Origin of the sequence: Blastococcus carthaginiensis, assembly GCF_030731085.1 — a bacterium.
In the GTDB taxonomy this organism is placed as follows: Bacteria; Actinomycetota; Actinomycetes; order Mycobacteriales; family Geodermatophilaceae; genus Blastococcus; species Blastococcus carthaginiensis.
Genome location: NZ_JASNFN010000031.1, coordinates 16,827 through 34,168, shown reverse-complemented (window position 1 = coordinate 34,168; position 17,342 = coordinate 16,827). Strand labels below are relative to the sequence as shown.

The 17,342-nt window shown below is 73.4% G+C and carries 27 protein-coding genes; 6 read left to right on the top strand and 21 right to left on the bottom strand.

Translation table 11 applies throughout. From position 1 onward, the window contains the following. Positions 1-47 precede the first annotated feature (47 nt). Both ftsE and prfB read right to left on the bottom strand, forming a co-directional pair. The gene (gene ftsE / locus QOZ88_RS19450) at positions 48-737 is read right to left on the bottom strand and encodes a cell division ATP-binding protein FtsE (protein ID WP_091930003.1); all 690 of its coding nucleotides are present in this window, start codon (positions 735-737) and stop codon (positions 48-50) included. A gap of 183 nt (positions 738-920) precedes the next feature. Further along, positions 921-2,033: a peptide chain release factor 2 gene (gene prfB / locus QOZ88_RS19445; protein ID WP_306001357.1), complete on the bottom strand. Its 1,113-nt coding sequence runs from the start codon at positions 2,031-2,033 to the stop codon at positions 921-923. 46 nt (positions 2,034-2,079) lie between these two features. Between prfB and QOZ88_RS19440 the strand changes: the two genes are divergently transcribed. Further along, complete coding sequence (locus tag QOZ88_RS19440) at positions 2,080-2,370, top strand: DUF6343 family protein (protein ID WP_306001356.1); 291 nt, start codon at positions 2,080-2,082, stop codon at positions 2,368-2,370. A 22-nt stretch (positions 2,371-2,392) separates the two neighbouring features. Here QOZ88_RS19440 and QOZ88_RS19435 read toward each other — a convergent pair whose 3' ends face one another. The 3 genes from QOZ88_RS19435 to cutA form a co-directional block, all read right to left on the bottom strand. Beyond that, positions 2,393-3,415 (bottom strand): lipase family alpha/beta hydrolase, encoded by a 1,023-nt coding sequence (locus QOZ88_RS19435; RefSeq protein WP_306001355.1) that lies wholly within the window; start codon positions 3,413-3,415, stop codon positions 2,393-2,395. A gap of 247 nt (positions 3,416-3,662) precedes the next feature. Next, the gene (locus tag QOZ88_RS19430; RefSeq protein ID WP_306001354.1) at positions 3,663-5,420 is read right to left on the bottom strand and encodes a putative bifunctional diguanylate cyclase/phosphodiesterase; all 1,758 of its coding nucleotides are present in this window, start codon (positions 5,418-5,420) and stop codon (positions 3,663-3,665) included. Positions 5,421-5,542: 122 nt separating this feature from the next. Next, a complete protein-coding gene (gene cutA, locus QOZ88_RS19425) occupies positions 5,543-5,869 on the bottom strand; it encodes a divalent-cation tolerance protein CutA (RefSeq protein WP_306001353.1) in 327 nt (108 codons plus the stop codon). A gap of 67 nt (positions 5,870-5,936) precedes the next feature. Between cutA and QOZ88_RS19420 the strand changes: the two genes are divergently transcribed. Then, positions 5,937-6,173 (top strand): hypothetical protein, encoded by a 237-nt coding sequence (locus QOZ88_RS19420; RefSeq protein WP_306001352.1) that lies wholly within the window; start codon positions 5,937-5,939, stop codon positions 6,171-6,173. A gap of 21 nt (positions 6,174-6,194) precedes the next feature. Here QOZ88_RS19420 and QOZ88_RS19415 read toward each other — a convergent pair whose 3' ends face one another. The 7 genes from QOZ88_RS19415 to QOZ88_RS19385 all read right to left on the bottom strand — a co-directional run bounded on the left by QOZ88_RS19415 (position 6,195) and on the right by QOZ88_RS19385 (position 10,318). After that, positions 6,195-7,241 carry a hypothetical protein gene (locus QOZ88_RS19415; RefSeq protein WP_306001351.1) on the bottom strand — a complete coding sequence of 349 codons (1,047 nt, stop codon included), beginning with the start codon at positions 7,239-7,241 and terminating at the stop codon, positions 6,195-6,197. Beyond that, positions 7,238-7,690 carry a hypothetical protein gene (locus QOZ88_RS19410; protein WP_306001350.1) on the bottom strand — a complete coding sequence of 151 codons (453 nt, stop codon included), beginning with the start codon at positions 7,688-7,690 and terminating at the stop codon, positions 7,238-7,240. Before QOZ88_RS19410 ends, QOZ88_RS19415 begins: the two co-directional genes overlap by 4 nt. Positions 7,691-7,932: 242 nt before the next feature. Further along, a complete protein-coding gene (locus QOZ88_RS19405; protein WP_306001349.1) occupies positions 7,933-8,136 on the bottom strand; it encodes a hypothetical protein in 204 nt (67 codons plus the stop codon). Between the two features lie 158 nt (positions 8,137-8,294). Continuing rightward, entirely contained in the window at positions 8,295-9,137 is an 843-nt protein-coding gene (locus QOZ88_RS19400; RefSeq protein ID WP_306001348.1) for a PASTA domain-containing protein, read from the bottom strand. Between the two features lie 107 nt (positions 9,138-9,244). Then, positions 9,245-9,712: a hypothetical protein gene (locus QOZ88_RS19395; protein WP_306001347.1), complete on the bottom strand. Its 468-nt coding sequence runs from the start codon at positions 9,710-9,712 to the stop codon at positions 9,245-9,247. Further along, positions 9,709-10,122: a TadE family protein gene (locus QOZ88_RS19390; protein WP_306001346.1), complete on the bottom strand. Its 414-nt coding sequence runs from the start codon at positions 10,120-10,122 to the stop codon at positions 9,709-9,711. The genes QOZ88_RS19395 and QOZ88_RS19390 overlap by 4 nt, the downstream gene beginning before the upstream one ends. After that, on the bottom strand, positions 10,112-10,318 hold the full coding sequence (locus QOZ88_RS19385) for a hypothetical protein (RefSeq protein ID WP_306001345.1): 207 nt from the start codon (positions 10,316-10,318) through the stop codon (positions 10,112-10,114). Before QOZ88_RS19385 ends, QOZ88_RS19390 begins: the two co-directional genes overlap by 11 nt. A gap of 267 nt (positions 10,319-10,585) precedes the next feature. Here QOZ88_RS19385 and QOZ88_RS19380 point away from each other — a divergent pair, with 267 nt between their 5' ends. From QOZ88_RS19380 to QOZ88_RS19365, 4 genes are all read left to right on the top strand, one after another. Further along, the gene (locus tag QOZ88_RS19380; RefSeq protein WP_306001344.1) at positions 10,586-10,804 is read left to right on the top strand and encodes a hypothetical protein; all 219 of its coding nucleotides are present in this window, start codon (positions 10,586-10,588) and stop codon (positions 10,802-10,804) included. Then, positions 10,801-11,043 carry a hypothetical protein gene (locus tag QOZ88_RS19375; RefSeq protein WP_306001343.1) on the top strand — a complete coding sequence of 81 codons (243 nt, stop codon included), beginning with the start codon at positions 10,801-10,803 and terminating at the stop codon, positions 11,041-11,043. Before QOZ88_RS19380 ends, QOZ88_RS19375 begins: the two co-directional genes overlap by 4 nt. A 99-nt stretch (positions 11,044-11,142) precedes the next feature. Further along, on the top strand, positions 11,143-11,457 hold the full coding sequence (locus tag QOZ88_RS19370) for a hypothetical protein (RefSeq protein ID WP_306001342.1): 315 nt from the start codon (positions 11,143-11,145) through the stop codon (positions 11,455-11,457). Between the two features lie 139 nt (positions 11,458-11,596). Continuing rightward, on the top strand, positions 11,597-11,902 hold the full coding sequence (locus QOZ88_RS19365; RefSeq protein ID WP_306001341.1) for a hypothetical protein: 306 nt from the start codon (positions 11,597-11,599) through the stop codon (positions 11,900-11,902). Here QOZ88_RS19365 and QOZ88_RS19360 read toward each other — a convergent pair. Genes QOZ88_RS19360 through QOZ88_RS23225 form a run of 9 tightly spaced genes read right to left on the bottom strand, consistent with a single transcriptional unit; the run spans position 11,896 to position 17,290 of the window. Beyond that, on the bottom strand, positions 11,896-12,129 hold the full coding sequence (locus tag QOZ88_RS19360) for a hypothetical protein (protein WP_306001340.1): 234 nt from the start codon (positions 12,127-12,129) through the stop codon (positions 11,896-11,898). The two genes, QOZ88_RS19365 and QOZ88_RS19360, sit on opposite strands and share 7 nt — an antisense overlap. A 34-nt stretch (positions 12,130-12,163) precedes the next feature. Then, a complete protein-coding gene (locus QOZ88_RS19355; protein WP_306001339.1) occupies positions 12,164-12,766 on the bottom strand; it encodes a WhiB family transcriptional regulator in 603 nt (200 codons plus the stop codon). A 29-nt stretch (positions 12,767-12,795) separates the two neighbouring features. Continuing rightward, complete coding sequence (locus QOZ88_RS19350) at positions 12,796-13,140, bottom strand: hypothetical protein (RefSeq protein ID WP_306001338.1); 345 nt, start codon at positions 13,138-13,140, stop codon at positions 12,796-12,798. Positions 13,141-13,170: 30 nt separating this feature from the next. Continuing rightward, positions 13,171-15,114, bottom strand: a complete 1,944-nt coding sequence (locus QOZ88_RS19345; RefSeq protein ID WP_306001337.1) for a phage tail tape measure protein — start codon at positions 15,112-15,114, stop codon at positions 13,171-13,173. After that, positions 15,105-15,413: a hypothetical protein gene (locus QOZ88_RS19340; protein WP_306001336.1), complete on the bottom strand. Its 309-nt coding sequence runs from the start codon at positions 15,411-15,413 to the stop codon at positions 15,105-15,107. The genes QOZ88_RS19345 and QOZ88_RS19340 overlap by 10 nt, the downstream gene beginning before the upstream one ends. Continuing rightward, positions 15,410-16,156: a hypothetical protein gene (locus QOZ88_RS19335; protein WP_306001335.1), complete on the bottom strand. Its 747-nt coding sequence runs from the start codon at positions 16,154-16,156 to the stop codon at positions 15,410-15,412. Before QOZ88_RS19335 ends, QOZ88_RS19340 begins: the two co-directional genes overlap by 4 nt. Then, positions 16,156-16,386, bottom strand: a complete 231-nt coding sequence (locus QOZ88_RS19330) for a hypothetical protein (protein WP_306001334.1) — start codon at positions 16,384-16,386, stop codon at positions 16,156-16,158. The genes QOZ88_RS19335 and QOZ88_RS19330 overlap by 1 nt, the downstream gene beginning before the upstream one ends. Beyond that, positions 16,383-17,102, bottom strand: a complete 720-nt coding sequence (locus tag QOZ88_RS19325) for a hypothetical protein (protein WP_306001333.1) — start codon at positions 17,100-17,102, stop codon at positions 16,383-16,385. The genes QOZ88_RS19330 and QOZ88_RS19325 overlap by 4 nt, the downstream gene beginning before the upstream one ends. Further along, positions 17,099-17,290: a helix-turn-helix domain-containing protein gene (locus tag QOZ88_RS23225; RefSeq protein ID WP_406568237.1), complete on the bottom strand. Its 192-nt coding sequence runs from the start codon at positions 17,288-17,290 to the stop codon at positions 17,099-17,101. Before QOZ88_RS23225 ends, QOZ88_RS19325 begins: the two co-directional genes overlap by 4 nt. Between the last annotated feature and the right edge of the window lie 52 nt (positions 17,291-17,342).

Genomic DNA, 17,342 nt, shown 5'->3' with positions numbered 1-17,342 from the left:
TCGTGGAGTGCGTTCGGACGCGGTCGGCGGTGGTGCGGCGGGCGCTGCTAGCGGCCCACGCCGTAGACACCGCGCGACTGGTCGCGGGTGAGGACTCCCCCGTTGAGCTCGATGACGCGGCGCCGCATGGAGTCGACGATGTGGTAGTCGTGCGTCGCCATCAGCACCGTGGTGCCGGTCCGGTTGATCCGCTCGAGCAGCAGCATGATGCCCTCGCTGGTCTCCGGGTCGAGGTTGCCGGTCGGCTCGTCGGCCAGGAGCACCAGCGGCCGGTTGACGAACGCGCGGGCGATCGCGACCCGCTGCTGCTCACCACCGGAGAGCTCACCGGGCAGCCGGTTGGCCTTCCCCTCGAGCCCGACCATCTCCAGCACCTCGGGGACGACCCGCTTGATGGTGCGGTGCGGCTTGTTGATGACCTCGAGGGCGAACGCGACGTTCTGCGCCACCGTGCGGTTGCGCAGCAGGCGGAAGTCCTGGAAGACGCAGCCCATGGTGCGGCGGAGCTTGGGCACCTTCCACTTGCTGAGCGTGCCCAGCGTCTGGCCGTTCACCGTGATCGTGCCCGACGTCGGGTCCTCCTCCTTCAGCAGCAGCCGCAGGAAGGTCGACTTGCCCGACCCCGACGACCCGATGAGGAAGACGAACTCGCCCTTCTCGATCTCCGTGGAGACGTCGTCGAGGGCAGGCCGGCCGCTGGCCGGGTACAGCTTGGTGACGTGTTGCAGTTCGATCACGAGGCGCCACGGTACCTGCCCCGCGACCCGGGATGCGCCGTTCCGGGAGGAACGCGCGCAGCACGTCGTCTTGCCCGCCCCGCTGGCCTCGTCAAACCCAGGAACTGTCAGTTTCCTGTGATGGGGATGACGGGTCCGGAGCCCCCGACCAGCGAGGCACGCCGGCTCAGGGGACAGGCCGGGTCAGGACGACGGCACGGCCTCCTGCTGACGGCGCCACCGGATGCCGGCCTCGATGAAGGCGTCGATGTCGCCGTCGAGCACCGCTGTCGTGTTGCCGGTCTCCTGCTCGGTGCGCAGGTCCTTGACCATCTGGTAGGGGTGCAGCACGTAGGAGCGCATCTGGTTGCCCCAGCTGCTGCCCTCGCCCTTGAGCGCGTCCATCTCCGCCTTCTGCTCCTGCTGGCGGACCACGAGCAGCCGGGCCTGGAGGACGCGCAGGGCCGCGGCGCGGTTCTGGATCTGGCTCTTCTCGTTCTGGCAGGAGACCACGATGCCGGTGGGGATGTGCGTCATCCGGACGGCGGAGTCGGTGGTGTTCACGCTCTGCCCACCGGGGCCCGAGGAGCGGAAGACGTCGACCCGGATCTCGTTCTCGGGGATGTCGACGTGGTCGGTCTGCTCGACGACGGGCAGCACCTCGACGCCGGCGAACGACGTCTGCCGGCGGCCCTGGTTGTCGAACGGCGAGATGCGCACGAGCCGGTGGGTGCCCTGCTCGACCGAGAGGGTGCCGTAGGCGTAGGGCACCTTGACCGAGAAGGTGGCCGACTTGATGCCGGCCTCCTCCGCGTAGCTGATGTCGAGCACCTCGGTGGGGTACTTGTGGCGCTCGGCCCAGCGCAGGTACATGCGCATGAGCATCTCGGCGAAGTCGGCCGCGTCGACGCCGCCGGCCTCGGAGCGGATCGTCACCAGCGCCTCGCGGGAGTCGTACTCACCGGAGAGCAGGGTGCGCACCTCGAGCTCGTCGATCGCCTTGCGGAGGCTCTCCAGCTCCCGCTCGGTCTCGGCGGTCGTGGCGTCGTCGTTCTCCTCGGCGGCCATCTCGTGCAGCAGCCCGACGTCCTCGAGCCGGCTCCGCAGCTCCTCGACCCGGCGCACGTCGCCCTGCATGTAGGAGAGCTTGGAGGTCAGCGCCTGCGCGGCCTCGACGTCGTCCCAGAGGTCCGGGGCGGCCGCCTGGAGCTCGAGCTCGGCCACCTCGCGGCGGAGTCGGTCGACGTCGAGGACGGCCTCGATCGACGTCAGGGTCGTGTCGAGTTCGTCCAGGACGACGGAGAAGTCAGCGGCCACGTCGACCCAGGGTAGTGCGCCCCCGCTACGGGTAGGCAGGCGTGCCATGAGCGAACCTGACCGACCCCGCTCGCGGGAGGACTACGAGCGCGGCCTGCCCGACCACCACGACCCCACGGCCGGCTTCGCCGGGGCGCGCCCGGCCCGCTCGGCGCTCACCCTGCGCCTGGTCCTCGCCGGCTTCGGCCTCGTCTTCTGCCTGCTCGCGGGGCTGGGCTGGCTGGCCGTCGAGGACCTCCCGACCTGGCCCGGCGTCGTCCTGCTCGTGCTCGCCGCGGTCGCCGCCGTCGACCTGGTGATCATCGTGCGCCGCAAGGCACGGGGCGAACCCGGCTGATGCCGGCCCGCGCCCGTCGGGGTCAGCGGCGGGCGTACACGTAGGGCGCCAGCGCCGGCTCGTCGTCGACCTCGGGGGCGTTCCCCTCGCTGTCGAGCGCGTACCCGACGAAGGCCGCGTGGTCGGCCGAGAAGGTGGCCGGGTCCACCCCCGGGTGGAACACCTGGGCGCAGGTGGTCAGCGGGATGCGCCCGCGCACCGCTGGTCCGTCGTGGGTGAGCGCGTCGACCACGATCGCGTAGCCGACCGGGTCGTAGCTGCCGATCGCGAAGTGGTCGGCGGCGTTGGCCGGGCAGACCTCCTGCGTTGCGATGTTGGCGATCCGGCCGTCACCGGTGCGCAGCGCCGAGCTGGCGACCGGCGGGGTGTTCGGGACGACGATCTCGTCGGCGGCGGTGTAGGCGACGGTGTAGTCGACGCCGGCGAAGGTCTCCGCCCCGCTGTTGAGCGCGCGCAGGAACTGCGACTGCGAGGCCTGCTGGTGGTTGGCCGGCGTGCACGGGCCGGTGCTGCAGGACGCGTCGGCGAGCACCGTGCCGTGGTTGGACGGGGAGAGGCCCACGAGGTCGTCGACGAGCTCCCGGGTGTCCGGCCAGAAGCGCAGCGCCCAGCGCGGCACCATCCCGCCCTGGCTCCAGCCGACGACGTCGACGTCGCGACGGGCCTGCTGGCTCATCGTGCGGATGGCGTGCACGAGGTGTTCCCCGGCCACCTGGATGTCGCCGGTGGCGTCGAGGGGCAGGGTCACCGCGCACCAGCGCCACCCGCGCTGGTCGAAGGCCCGCATGTAGTTCCAGTCGAACCCGACGTAGGGGTCCATCGTGGTGCCGGGCACGAGCAGGATCGGGTCCTGCCGCAGCCCGCGCAGGGAGCCGTTGCAGGTGAGGCTCGCCCGCAGGTCGGTCTGCGGAACCGAGAGCGCCGGGCCGCGCTGGTCCAGCGGGGCGTACTCCCCCGTCGTCGGGGCCGGCGCGGCCGTGGCGGCGCCACCGGTCAGCACGACGGCGGCCAGCGCGGCGGTCAGTGCGGTCAGCAGCCTCTGCATGGCGCGTCTCTCCTCGGGCCGGGGCGCACCCTCGCGCGCTCGCTCGCCGGGCACAACGAGCGGGCGACCGGAGGGTTGTGGCCGGTGCCACAGGAGGGCGGGGACGCCTCAGCCGGCGGAGCGGACGGCAGCGGTGCTGCGCGACCCCTGTGGTGCGCGGAGAGGACACGTCCGACCGCACCACCGGACGTCCAGCCGCGTCACGGCGCGGCTCGACGTCCGGTGGCCCGGCTCGACCCGGCTCGCCTCAGCCGGCCGAGAGGTCCAGCCGTCCGCCGTTGGCGCGCATCCACCCGAGGAACTCCTCGGCCGGCATCGGCCGGCCGAGGTGGAACCCCTGGGCGTACGAGCAGCCCAGGTCGACGACCCGCCGCAGCTGCCCGGCCGTCTCCACGCCTTCGGCCAGGCTGCGCATGCCGCACCCCTGGGCGAGCCCGACCACCGCGGCGATCGCGGCACCGGCGGGCCCGTCGGCGCCGGTGACGAGGCTGCGGTCGATCTTCAGCACGCCCGCGGGGATGGCGACCAGCCGGCCCAGCGAGGAGAAGCCGCTGCCGAAGTCGTCGATCCAGGACTCCACGCCCAGCTCGCGCAGCCGCCGGAACTGCTGCGCCGCCCGGGCCGGGTCCTCGGCGGCGCTGGTCTCGGTCAGCTCCACCACCAGCTGGCGGGGATCCAGGCCGGCGCCCTGCAGGGCGGTGAGGACGTCGTCGACGAGCGTGCCCGTCACCAGGTGGACGGCGCTGATGTTGACCCCGGTGACGACGGGGACGCCGTCGTCACGCCACGCCGCGGTCTGCCGGCAGGCCTCGCCGAGCACCCAGCGGGTCAGCGGGATGACCAGGTCGTGCTGCTCGGCCACCGGCACGAATTCGCACGGCCCGATCCACCCGCGCTCGGGGTGCTGCCAGCGCACGAGGGCCTCGACGCCGGTGACGCGCCCCGTCGCCACCTCGACGACCGGCTGGTAGTGCAGCGTGAGCCCGCCGTCGGCGATGGCGTCCCGCAGTTCCGAGGCGAGCTGCACCTTGCGCTGCACGCTGTCCCGCAGCTCGGGGCTGAACACCCGCACCCGGTTGCGCCCGGCGGCCTTGGCCGCGTACATCGCCAGGTCGGCGTCCCGGACGAGATCCGTCGAGCGCACCTCGGCGGGTGAGCCGGCCGGGACCGCGGCGATGCCGATGCTGGCGCTCAGCCGGTGCGTCCGGCCGCCGAGGTCGAAGGGCTGCTCGAAGGTGGCCTGGCAGCGCTGCGCCAGCAGTTCGGCGCCGTCGGCCTCGCAGTCGCGGGAGAGGACGACGAACTCGTCGCCGCCGAGCCGCCCCACGGTGTCCTGGCCGCGGGTGACGGCGAGCAGCCGCCCCGCCAGCTGGCGCAGCAGCTCGTCGCCCACCTCGTGGCCGAGGGAGTCGTTGACGTCCTTGAAGCCGTCGACGTCGAGGAACAGCACGGCGACGGCGGGGCGGCCGGGGCGGCGCAGCTCGGCGTCGATGAGCTCGTGCAGGTGGGTGCGGTTGGGCAGCTCGGTGAGCGAGTCGTGGCGGGCCTGCCAGGCGGAGGCCTTCTCGGCCAGCACGCGGGCGGTGATGTCGACGTGGGTGACGACGACGTGGCCCACCTGGTCGATGCGCGAGCCCTGCACGTGGAACCAGCTCGTGGCCGCGCCCGTGGGGTCCGGTACGGAGCGGTCGACCGACACCTCGGTGCGCTCGCCGTCGGCCAGTTCCCGCAGCTCCCGCACCAGCCGGCGGGCGTCCTCGTCGTCCCGGAGCGCCAGGGCCAGCGCGTGGTAGTCCGCGCCCGGGAGGATCGGCGCCTGCCGCTCCACCCCCGCCGCGGTCCACGCCGAGTTGGCCAGGACGACCCGGCCGGCCGGGTCGAGCAGCACGGTGGGCGACGCGAGGGCGTCGAGCACCGCCTCCACGAGGGCGGCGTCCCGGCCCGAGGAGCCCGTGCTGCGGCGCACGTCCAGGGGCAGCTCGCGCTCGCCAGGTGTCGTCGTCACATCCCTCTCCGCCGCGTCGCGGGGCACCGTCCGCCGTTCCCCGTCTGCATCGGCAGGAAGGGTGCGCGGGTCGAGCCGATCGCGCCGCAGTACCCGGGAAGGGGGGACCGGCAACCGGCCGGTCAGGGCCGCCGCGTCTCCTCGTCGATCCACCGCAGGTAGTCGGGGTCGCCACCGACCAGCGGGAGGGCGATGACGCACGGCACCTCGTAGGGGTGCAGCTCGCGGGTGCGCGCCACGATCCGGGGCAGCAGGTCCCGGCGGGTGTGCAGGGCCACGCGCGCCTCCGGCTCGTCGTGCACCGCCCCCTGCCAGCGGTACACCGACCGGATCGGGGCGATGTGCTGCCCGCAGGCGGCCAGGCGCTCCTCGACCAGCGTGCGGGTGCAGCCGGCCAGCCAGTCGGCGTCCGCGGCGGTGACCACGACCTCGCAGAACTCCTCGTCCATGCCCGGATCCTGCCCGTGGAGCGCCGCCCTGCGTGGAACCGGGGGCCACGGGGGTAGGGGGACCGGCATGAGCGACGAGATGACGATCCAGCTGGACGGCGACGACTACGTGGTGGCCCCCGAGGGCGAGGGCCTGCGGGTCGGGCGCCGCGTCGGGAGTGACGTGACCTGGCTCGAGTCGGTGGACGGGAGCCTGCTGGACGACCAGGCCCGCACCGCCCTCTCGAACGGCGACACGTCCGACGAATCGCTGCTGCGCGCGGTGCGGGGCGTGGTGCAGGCCGAGGTCGAACGGGGCGCCTGACCGCACGGCCGGCCGGGCCGGTCAGTCGTCCCGGCCGCGTCCGCGGTGCCCGTGCTGCTCGCGCCACTCGCGTGCGCCGTCACGGAACCGGTCGACCTCCTCGGCGAGCTCCTGCAGCCAGCGCCGGAACTCCTCCCGCGGGTCGGCCGCCGGCGGCACCGGGGGCGGCGCGGGCACGGGCACGGGAACCGGCACAGGGACTGGCGCCGGTGCCGGGACGGGCGCGGGTGCCGGGGCCCGGTTCGGCGCCGGCCGGGTGGCAGAGGCCGGCGCAGGAGCCGGTGCAGGCCGGGTGGCGGGAGCCGGTGCAGGAGCCGGTGCGGGAGCCGCCGGAGGTGGCGGTGGCGGGGCAGCGCCGTGGCTCAGCTGCCGCTGCCCGCGGTCGACGGCCGCCCGCGCCTCCTCGGCCGCCGACGCCCAGGTGTCCCACCGCGCCGGCTGCAGCACGTGCTCGGTGACGGCCCGCACGGCGTCCCCGGGGATCCCACCGGCGAGGGCGCGGGCGATGGCGTCCGCGGCGTGCAGGTCGCAGGCGACCCGTTCGATGACGCTCTTCCCCTCGCTGCACGCGACGCGCGCGGTGACGGCGGCACCGATGTCGACGGAGAGCTCGGCCAGGACCTGCTGGGCGGCCGCCTCGTCCTCGCCGAGGCGCGGGAGCAGCGACCGGAGCGCGGACACGACCGGGGCGACCGGGTCGAGCGGGCCCACGACGAGTTCCCCTGCACCGGCGCCCCGCGGCCACCACGCGACGTCCCCGGGCGCGAGCACGAACGCGTCCGGCAGGCGGCGCAGGACGGCTGCGGTGGCATCGTCGGCGGCGACGCGCCGCTCCGGTGCACCGACGTCGCCGCTCCAGCGCACGGTGACCGGGACGGCGAGGGAGTTGCGCAGCACGATCCCACCGGCCTCCACGCAGGCGTCGAGCACGAAGTCGGCCGGCACCGCACCGCGTGCAGGGTCCGGGGCGCACAGCCCCGGGGCGGGCGCCGCGGTCGCGACCGAGGGGGTGCCGAGCACGCCCGCGCAGACGGCGAGTGCGAGCGCGCTCCCGGCGAGCCGCCTCACGCCGGGAACCGGCAGGTCGACTGCAGCCGCGCGACGAAGTCGTCCATGCTCGCCAGCACCGCGGTCCGGGCCTCCTCGGTGAGCGGTGGGTCGAGGACCGCGAGCAGCGCGGTCAGCACCCGATCGGCCGCCGCGCGCAACTCCGGGTCCTCGTCGACGGGCATGTCGGCGACCAGCCCTCGCAGCTCGCCACGGGCCGCGGCGAGGTGGCTCCGCCCGTCCACCACGGCGACGCCGGAGGCGAGCCGGCCCATGGCCACCGGGATGTCGAGGAAGTGCCGGGACCCGGCGACGCCGGCGCAGAGGTCGGGCGCTCCCGCCGGGGGCGTGTAGCCGGGGAGCGCACCCGGCGCCACTGCGGCCGGGGGCGGGGCCGCGTCGGAGGCGCAGGCGGCCAGGCAGCAGAGGACGGCGAGCAGACCCACGGACACGGACCTGCCGGCGAACACGTCGCTCAACGTAGGGCTCGCCACCTGTCTCGAGGCAGCTGCTCCACCCGACCGGGCGAACCTGGTGTGCACGACCTGACCGTCCGTGACCACGCCCCGCTCCCCGGGCGACGGGCGCCGCCCTGCCCGGCGGCACCGGAGCCGTCGGCCAGATCCCCGACCCGCGTGCGGCCGGCCCGCCGCGGCCTCCACGGGTATGGGAATCACCCTCTCGCGCTGGGGGCGGGGTCAGCGGCGGTGGCTCACCGCACGTAGCCGTCCCCGCCGGCGAGCATCGTGAGCACCACCATGGCGGTGAAGACCAGCACCACCGCGGCGAGCACCCCGAGGCCCAGCAGCCAGGCGTGGTCCTCCGCCGCCTGCTTCTCCACGGGGCGCTCGGTCGCCGGCGGCTCCTGGGCGGCGGACGGCGGAACGAGGCCGGGGTGGTGTGCGTGGACGCTCATGACCGCTCCCTGTGCAGGACCGACGGGCGCCGGCCGGCGCCCGGACGGGTCCTCTCCGGACCCGCTCCCAGGCTGCTCCCGGCGGGACCCCTGCACGAGGGTCGAGAGTCCCCGTCCCCCGGGCCGGGATGTCAGGCGGGCGGAACGGGGACGAATGGCTACGGAAGCAGAGGTGGCGTGACGGCGGTCTCCCGGTACAGGGCGGCCAGAGCGTCGTTCCAGGCGACCTGGGCCTCGGCGCGGACCTGGTCGAACCGGGCCAGGGACGAGGTCCGCCCCACCCCGTCCGCGCTGAGCAACGTGCGTGCGGCGTCGGCCCACTTCGCCGCGGCGGCGGTGAGGGCCTCGTGGGTGCCGGCTCGCCGACTTCCGGTCGGCGGGACCAGCTCCGCCACCCTCAGTCGAGCCAGGTCGGCCGCAGCCACGGTCTTGCTGACGACGAGCGACTGGCCCGCCCCGTACTCGCCCGCCCGGATCCCCCGCGCCACGGCGTCGATCTCCGCGTACACGTTCGTGGCCAGCCGGAGCATCGGGTCGGCCCGGTCGACGTAGCTGCTCAGCAGCGCGGCCCGCTCTCGAGCTGCAGCCGCCTCCGCCGCCGCGTCCTCTGCCTGCCGTGCGGCCTCCTCCGCCTGCGCGCGGGCCTCCTCCGCGGCGAACTCCACGGCCACGGGCGAGTTCGCGGGCAGGAGTTCGACGGCTCGTCGCTCGTCCCGCTTGCCGACCTCCAGGGCGACGGTCTCGTCGACGGCGACGCTCGCGCCGGGTGCGGGCTGCGACTCGACCACCACCCAGTTGGCGTCCATCAAGATCGCCCGGTCCTCGAACGCATCGCGGTCGTCGAACTCCTCGAACCCGAGCTCCTCGAGCACCCGGTGCGCCTCGTCGAGCGGCAGGCCCACGACGTCCGGCAGGTCGACGGTCTCCGCGCCGCAGCCGGTCAGCCCGACGCCTCCGAGCAGGAGCACGGCGAGGAACATCGGGACGCGGCGTGAAGGCATTCCGGCACGGTAGGTACCGGATCGCGGCAGTTGCGGAAGGATCGGCCGGACACGTGACGGCAGTGACGGGCGCGGAGGCTGTGACCGGGGCGGCACGCGCAGGCGGTTCAGCGGTCGACGTAGCGGTCGCGCTCGACGACGAACTGGCCGGTCGCGGTGTTGGCGTCGACGAACTCCGGCAGCAGCGGGATGCGCACGGTGACGGTCACGCAGACGGAGAACTCCTCACCGGGCACCAGCGCCGGCGAGTAGCCCCCCGCGGCGTCGCAGCCCGCACCCGCCGGCACGTAGGCCACCCGCAGGTCGGCCAGGTCCACCGACTGGTCCTCCACCGCCAGCTGCGCGGCCCGCAGCGCCCGCTCGTGCCCGGTCACCGGGTCCGGGGCGGTGCCCATCGCCCGCCCGGCCTCCCGCGCCGCCGCCTGCGAGGCGAAGACCCCGCGCTGCACCGCCGAGAACCCCGCGACGACGTAGACCAGCGGCACGAACACCACCAGCGCGATGAACACGAACTCCACCAGAGCCGACCCGCGCTCACCGGCGACCATGCCCAGCCGGCGGCGCAGCCACCTCACGCGGCCTCCTTCATCGCCCGGCCGGTGACCTCCAGCGGCAGCAGGTTGCCCAGGACCGCCAGCAGCGCGGGCACCGAGCCCGAGCAGCGGACCACGACCAGCGTCGCGCCGGAAGTGTCGAGCTCCTCCCCCGACGTGCATGCCAGCCCCCGCGCCGTCTGCTCCGAGGTGGCCCGGGCGACGATCTCGATGGTGCGCCCGGCCCCCGCCGATGAGTCGACGTCGGCGTTGGCCGCGTACCGGGCACCCTCCTGGGCGCCGGCCGTGACGACGTTGCGCACGTGCACGTAGACCGCCACCTGCAGCACCGCCAGCAGCAGCGTCATGATCAGCATCGAGACCATGACGAAGTCGACGACGGCGCTGCCCCGCTCGTCGTCCCGCGCCCGGACCTCCTGCTCAGCCGGCACCGGTGACGGAGTTCAGCGCGTTCTGCACCGCCGTGACGACGGCCTCCTGGAACACCGTCAGGATCCCCAGCACCAGGGCCGCGGTCATCACCGTCACCATCACCCAGCCGGGCACGTCGCCCCGCTCCGGGTCCTCTCCCCGCAGGCGGGCCGCCACCGAGGTGAGCGCCGCGTCGAGGTACGCGAGTGCGCGCATCGTCGTCCTTCCTGTCGTTCGTCCGCTGCTCACTGCGACAGCGAGACGATGCTGATCAACCCCGGGAACAGGGCGAAGAGAACGGTGACCGGCAGCACCAGGAAGACGACCGGCACCGCAAGTGTCAGGCTCTCCTCGTGCACCGGGCAGGGGTCCCGGCCAGCACAGGAACTGTCCCTGGCACCCGCTAGGAACAGGGCGGGCCCGCTCGCAGCGGCAACTGCGGACGGGCCCTTGATCCCTCACCTGCATGGAGGCGAGAGACCCGTGAACGACCGTAGCCGTCCCCTGCCGCGACTCCTGAGCCCGCGTCTGCCCATCGGCACCCGGTGGGCGCGGTTCTGCCGCTCTGAGTTCGCCGCGCACCTGCGCGCGTCGGTCCGAGGCGCGTACAGCACCGTCCTGGTCGTTTCCGCGGCCCTCACCTTCTACGTCGGCATCAACGCCGCCGCCGGCCTCTACATGGCGTTCGGCGGCACCCTGTGAGCGCCGGACTGGAAGCGTTCCCCGTCGACACGTCGGCGGACCTGCCCGCGTGGGCGCTGCGCTCGCTGGTGGAAGCCATCGACCGGAACTTGACCAGCGCCGAGCGGCTAAAACAGCAGTGGGCAGGCATGTCGGCCGGCGCCCAGGCGGCCGGCGAGGCCTCGGCCTTCCGCCTCGTGCTGGCCATGCTGTCCGGGACGACGACGTCTTCCGGCAGCCCACTTGCGGACCGTCTGTAGGCGTCCGACTACCGTCGGAGATGCAAGACGGGCCCGCCCGGTGCGTCAACACCGGACGAGCCCTTGATCCCTCACCCTCCCTGGAAGGACAAGAGACCCATGATCAACACTATCGACCGCCCCTGCCACCAGTACCGCGTCGGGGCGCTGCTCGTCGTCGAGATGCCCACCCTCGCCCACGACCGCGCCTGGCGGGCCTACCCCGAGCTCGGCATCGTCGGCATCCTGGTGGGCCTCTCCGAGCAGGACCGCCGCCGGGCCCTGTCCGAGGCGCTGGCGCACCTGGTGGCCATCCAGGACGGCCGCCTTGATCTGCAGCAGGTCGACGAGGACTTGGTGCGGTCGGCGGACGCCCTGACGGTCGGCCTGGACGAAGCGGACGCCCCCCGCGCGCGCGGCTGCTCCGAGCACTGAGCGGCGGCTGAGGGGCCGGCCGGAAACGGCAGGTGAGCACCCGGGCGACGACGCTGGCCGTGTTGGGCGTCGTTCATGCCTGTCGCCCGGGTCGCCGGTCCCCTCGCCTCCCCCACCAGGGAGGGCTAGCCTGCCGCGCGTGACCGGCCGCGCTTGCCCTCCCTGGTGCACCAACGACGCCTGCGACGGCAACCACGCCGGCGAGACCATCCCGGCAGCCCGCGGGGTGTCCATCGCTGCAGGGGTCGACACGGGTCTGGTCCTGACGCCGTACCACGATCAGGCTGACGGCCTCGATCCGGTGATCTTCCTCGCCGAGGACTGGCGCTCCTCCGACTGGGCGTTCCAGCTGCCGGCCGAGGAAGCGAGGCGGCTGGGCCAAGAGCTGATGCAGGCCGCTGACTTGATCGACGCCCGGCCGCGGGACGGCGCCGAGCCTCAGTAGAAGTGGACCTGCCCCGGCGGCTCGTAGGTCACGGCCCACACCCGGGAGAAGTTGATCCGGGCGCCACCGTCGCTGCCGAATGGCAGGTCCCGGACCTCCCCGGTGCGCATCCAGGCCGCGAACTGCTCGAGCCAGGTCTCCGACGTCGCCTCGTCGGTCGCTTCGATCTCCACCGGAAGGGGCTCGGAGCTGGGCCCGTGGAGCTGGAATCGCAGGATGTTCGCCATGCCGAGCACTCTGGCAGCGGGGGGTGACGAAACGTCAGGCGACGCGCCCTGGGGGCAGTTCCCCGGCGGCGACGGCCTCGGCCACGATCGACCGAACCTGCGACACCTTGACTCCGGTGGCCCGGAAGACCGCCCTAGCCGTGACCGGCTCGTCGGCGCGCCGCACCGCCCGCAGCACCTTCGCCCGCGGATCCGCGGACCTCCGGGCCAATGGCGTTCGCACCTCGAGGTCCTGGGCGCGGCGGGCCTCCATGTACCGGCGCTTGGCCTCCCGGCAGGGGGCGCACTTGCCCGCGCGGTCCCCGGCCGTGCAGGAGACGTACCGGGCATAGGTGCCATGAGCGGCTGCGCCCGGTCTCTCGTAGCCGTACCCCGCCGCGATACGCCGCCGGTCAGCCGGGTCGAGGCCGCCGAACATGCCGTGCGGGATCGCGCCTTCCAGCGCCTCCAGCGCGCAGGGGTGGCGGACGGGGCATTCGGCGCAGACGCGGCGAGCCACCGCGAACTGCACGGCCTTCTTCGCGGCCGGCAGGTCGTCGTGCGGGTGCCAGAAGTCCAGGTCGCGGGTGACCAGGCCGGCGCACGCGGCCGAGCGGGTCCAGGCCGGGGGCCGCAGCAGGGAAGGGGCCTTGTCCACGACGTGACGGTCCGCCAGGATGTGGCAGGTCAGGCCGCTGCGGTGGACTGCCCGCGGTACCGGGAGTTCAGGTGCTGCGACACCGCAGACAGCCGCCGATAGGACAATCCCGCGGCCAGCCATGCGTCGACGTTGGTGTCGCCGGCGAGCTGCCGCAGGATCGACTCCGGCGAGAGGCTGTCGTCGATGACCAGGTCATCGGGGACGTCCCCGGCCGTGGCGGCGAGCATCAGCCGGTCCAGGCGCAGCAGCAGCGCCGCCGGCACCTCGGAGGGGCGTTTGCACTGCCACTCGCGGTCGAGGAGCTTCACGACGATCGGCTCGTCGTCCTCCTCAGCCCAGGCGGCGTCGAAGTCGTGCGGCTTGCGGTTCACGTGCGAGTCCTTCCGTGATGGGCTGTCAGGTCAGAACCCGCGGCTGCGGGCCTCGAGGTTCAGCTGGCGCGCCAGGTCGGTGGGGGTGCCCTCGATGACGTTGATCGTGTCCGCGCGGACCATCGAGTCGAAGCCGCCGAGCCCGCCACCCGCGGCCGCCCCTGCCTGCGCCCCGCCAGCCACCCCGCCACCCACCATGACCGGTGGGCGGACCGTGAACGCACCGGCGGCGACCGGTGCAGTCATGCTCCCGGTGAGGTGGCCCATCGCCCGCACGACCTCGGCCTCGCTGCGGCGGATACCGAGCACGAGGCCCTCGCCGAGCATCTCACCCATCCACATCGTCCACCGCGACGGGGAACGGACCTGCAGCCCGCCCTGCATCTGCCGGCCCGCCGTGATCGCCAGCACCTGCGCTTCCCTGGCCACCGCGAACTGCTTGGACCGCAGGCCGTCGACCAGTCCCTGCCCGGCGTTGGCGCCCACCCCGTAGCCGGAGCTGTAGGCCATGCCGGAGCCGGCGCCGACACCGCGGCCCATGTCGTCGGCGACCTGCTGGCCCGCGTTGAAAGCCTCCTGCTGGGTGGAGGACAGGCCCCGGGCGGCGTTGCGGCCGGTGTTCTCCCCGAATCCGTACGCCGACTGGGCGGCCTCGTCCAGGTCGGCGAGGATGCCGTCCTTGAAGTTGTCGAAGGCGGTGTTGGCCGCCTCCAGCTTGTCGCCGATGCCGGGGATCCAGCCGAACGCGGTCGCGGCACCGGACACGATGCCGTCTGCGATGGTCAGCCAGACCGTGAGGATCATGCGGAAGCCGTCGATGAGGAACCCGACGACGTTGCCGACGACGCTCTGCACGGACTCGAAGGCGCCGTTGACGACGTCCCGGAACGTCTCGGAGTTCTGGTAGGCGGTGACGAACGCCGCCACCAGCCCGGCGATGACCGTGATGACGATGCCCAGCGGGTTGGCCCTCATGGCGGCGTTGAGCAGGAGCTGAGCGGCCGTCCACGTCTTCACCACCCCGACCACGGTGAGGACGCCCCCGGCGAGGGGCAGCAGCCAGCTGGAGTTGTCCTTGATCCAGCCACCGAAGCTCTGCAACGCCGGAATGCCGGTGTCCAGCATCCAGCCGGACAGGGTGGTCAGCGCCGGCAGCAGCTTCTCCCCGAGCTGCCCCTGCATGTCCTGCCACTGCCCGGAGAGGGACTTCTGCTGGTTGGCCAGGCTGCCGGAGGTGCGGGCGAAGTCGCCCACCGCCGCCGCCCCGTCCTTGTGCATGATCGCGAGGACGGCGGCGGCCTTCTCCTGCGCCGTCAGCTCCGACGTCGCCTCCTTACCGGTCGCGGCCAGCGCTTCCTGCTCCACACGGGCGGCGTTGATGTTCGGGATGAGGGCCTGCAGAGAGTCGTACTCGCCGCGGAACGCCGCGGACATGCGGTCGGCCACGTCGGCGGTGTCCAGGTTGTTGAACGACCCGAAGTCGGCGGCCAGCTGCACGACCTTGGTCGACAGGTCCGCGGCCTGGTCACCGGTGTAGCCGATCTGGGTGAACATGTTGCCGAACCCGGCGGCGGACTCCAGCGCCGCCTGCCGGGACATGCCCATGTTGCGGGCCGCCCCTCTGGCCCAGGCGTTCACCGCGGCCGCGTTCTGCCCGAAGATCGTGTTGGACTTGTTGACCGTCTCGGACAGGTCGGAGGCGGCGTTGATGGTGCCGCCGATGAAGTCGGTGACCGCCCCGAACGCGAAGGCGCTGGCGATGCCCGCTGCGGCGCCGCGGAACGCCGAGGTGAGTCGCCCGGCGCCCTTCTCCGCCTGCCCGACGGCCAGGTTCACGCCGGTGGCGTCGCCGTCGATCTTCACGCCGGGCGGGCGGACTCGTCCGACCATGCCCGGAAGCGCGGCCAGCGAGCGCTGCAGCGGCGTCTCGTCGACTGAGTACTGGGCGCGGAGCTCGGCAACCGTCAGCGACATGGGAGCGCTCCTGTCGTGTGGACACCCTGGCCCCAGCCCTGCACCAGCTGGTGGTGCGCGGCCAGCCGTGCAGCCTTCCCGCATCGGCGCAGGCGCTCCGCGCGCCGCCGGCCGAAGGTGATGACCTCTACGGCCGCGATGTGCGGCCAGGCGGCGGAGAAGTCCGCCGAGGCGTGACCGGTTGCGACAGCGACGTCGGCCAGCACGGTGAACGCCTGAAGCTCCTGAACGTGCTGCCGCGCGGCCTCCGGCATGGTGTCGGGGGCGCGCAACGTCAGCCCGCCGGCGCGCACCATCACGACTGGCGTCCCTGGACGGTGCCCACGCCCACCTGCACACCGCCGGCACCGGACACCATCCGTGCCTGCACCTCGATGGACAGGGTCGACAGGTGGTCGCCGGACACGGCCGCGGGGCCGAAGTTGAAGCCGCGCACCACCCCGCTCGCGGTGTCGCCGGGCGTCGCCAGTTCCGTGCCGTTCACGAGGACCCGCACCTGACCGGTGGCACCGTCGGTGTTGTTGGCCCCCCAGGTCTCCACGTACAGCTTCGGCTGCTGCTTGGGGCCCTTGGCCCGGTACACCGTCGTCCAAGCGGTGGAGGTGACCACCGGCCAGTCCTCGTTGCGGGACCGGTAGAAGGCGAACGGGATGTAGGGCAGCGCGATGCCTTGCCCTGAATCGGTGTCGTCGGAGAACACGACATGGCCCTGCCGGTCCCGCCAGGCGAGGAACTGGTTGTAGTCCCCCTCGGAGGGGATGGGGTCGTACAGGTGCAGCGCGATCGTTCCGTCGTTGCGGCGGATGATCACGCCGGGCTGCTTGGAGCCGTCCGGCAGGTCGGGTGACACCGGGCCGACGTAGAAGGTCTCCACGCCGTCGCCGTCGTGCTTCAGCCGCAGGAACCCGCCCCGGAGGGTCAGGCCGCCCTCGCCGATCGACGCCGACCGCAGGAACCCCGACCGCAGCAACTTGCCGACCTCGTCGCGGACGACGGCACGTATCCGCTCCCAGAGGCCGGGGGGCAGGGGGATGGTGCTCATCAGGCGGCCCCGTGCCCGCGCAGGGAGGCGTTGACGGCGTCGATGTTGACCGCCATCTCCTCGGCGCTCATGGCCTGCAACTGCTCCACGGTGAACGTCGTCGCCGGGGTGGGCGGGGCCTGCCCCTCGACGGCGCCAGCGGCGGCCCACGCGTTGATCGCGTCCGCGTTGGCCGCGAGCTCCTGCGGGCCCATCGTGTCGATCTGGGCGCGGGTGAACGCGCGGCTCACTGGCTGCGCCCGACCAGCCCGAAGGGGTTCAGCACCCGCCGCACCGGCTCCGCCAGGGCTGCGGGCAACGCGTCGGCGACCTCCGCCAGCATCATCCGGTCCACGGCCAGCGGCTCCAGCGACGTGCCATCCACGATCACCGCGGCGACCCGGCCGCCGCCGCCGTTCACGATGCCGTCCCAGCGGACCCGGACCCCGGCGACCTCGTCGTGCACCCGCTTGGACTGGAACACCTCCCGGCCGTCGACCGTCTCCGCGACGGCCACCGTGAAGGTGCCGGCGGCTTCGGCGAACAGGTCGGTGAGGGCGGCGTTGTGCTCGCCGGCGACCTCGCGCAGCTCGGCGACCGCGGCGGCCAGCTTCCGACGGGCCTGCTCGAGGCGGCTGTCGTCGCCGTCCAGGGTGGCGGCGACGGCGCGGGCACGGTCGGCGACGACGGGCATGTGTGCCACCGAGGCCTCGTTGCGGCGGATCCGCTGCCGGTTCTGGATGCCCATCAGCCGCACGTGGGCCATGTGCTTGCGGGAGGTGGCCCGCTCCATCTCCAGCGGGTCCACCTGGCCGCTGCCGTGCAGCAGCTCCCGGTACAGGGCGTCGTGCTGGGTCTCGGCGGCTTCGGCTTCCTGCTGGATCTCCTGGTACTCGCGCGCATCCTGGGCGCGGAGCCGCTCGTCGACGTCGATCCACGTCTCGGCGGCGGTCTCGGTGCTGGTCATGCGACGGCGGTCCTCTCAGCGGCGGTGGTCGGCTGTGACCGGCGGGCGAGAGCGGCGGCGACCGCCGAGGCAGGGACATGCCAGTCCCTGCCTCGGACGACCGCACCAGGCAGCTGGCCCCGTCGGGCCCGCTTCCGCACCGCAGCCGGCGACACCTGCAAGAGGGCCGCCGCCTCACCAACCGTCACGCCACGAGCCTGGGCGCCGCGGTGTCAGGCGGTTACGCACGCGTAACCGCCT

Coding starts and splice junctions, on each gene's coding strand:
- QOZ88_RS19420 (WP_306001352.1), top strand. CDS start 5,937: ATGAGCGACGAGATGACGATCCAGCTGGACGGCGACGACTACGTGGTG.
- QOZ88_RS19440 (WP_306001356.1), top strand. CDS start 2,080: ATGAGCGAACCTGACCGACCCCGCTCGCGGGAGGACTACGAGCGCGGC.
- QOZ88_RS19370 (WP_306001342.1), top strand. CDS start 11,143: ATGATCAACACTATCGACCGCCCCTGCCACCAGTACCGCGTCGGGGCG.
- QOZ88_RS19325 (WP_306001333.1), bottom strand. CDS start 17,102: ATGACCAGCACCGAGACCGCCGCCGAGACGTGGATCGACGTCGACGAG.
- QOZ88_RS19400 (WP_306001348.1), bottom strand. CDS start 9,137: ATGCCTTCACGCCGCGTCCCGATGTTCCTCGCCGTGCTCCTGCTCGGA.
- QOZ88_RS19345 (WP_306001337.1), bottom strand. CDS start 15,114: ATGTCGCTGACGGTTGCCGAGCTCCGCGCCCAGTACTCAGTCGACGAG.
- QOZ88_RS19405 (WP_306001349.1), bottom strand. CDS start 8,136: ATGAGCGTCCACGCACACCACCCCGGCCTCGTTCCGCCGTCCGCCGCC.
- cutA (WP_306001353.1), bottom strand. CDS start 5,869: ATGGACGAGGAGTTCTGCGAGGTCGTGGTCACCGCCGCGGACGCCGAC.
- QOZ88_RS19335 (WP_306001335.1), bottom strand. CDS start 16,156: ATGAGCACCATCCCCCTGCCCCCCGGCCTCTGGGAGCGGATACGTGCC.
- QOZ88_RS19435 (WP_306001355.1), bottom strand. CDS start 3,415: ATGCAGAGGCTGCTGACCGCACTGACCGCCGCGCTGGCCGCCGTCGTG.
- QOZ88_RS19385 (WP_306001345.1), bottom strand. CDS start 10,318: ATGCGCGCACTCGCGTACCTCGACGCGGCGCTCACCTCGGTGGCGGCC.
- QOZ88_RS19360 (WP_306001340.1), bottom strand. CDS start 12,129: ATGGCGAACATCCTGCGATTCCAGCTCCACGGGCCCAGCTCCGAGCCC.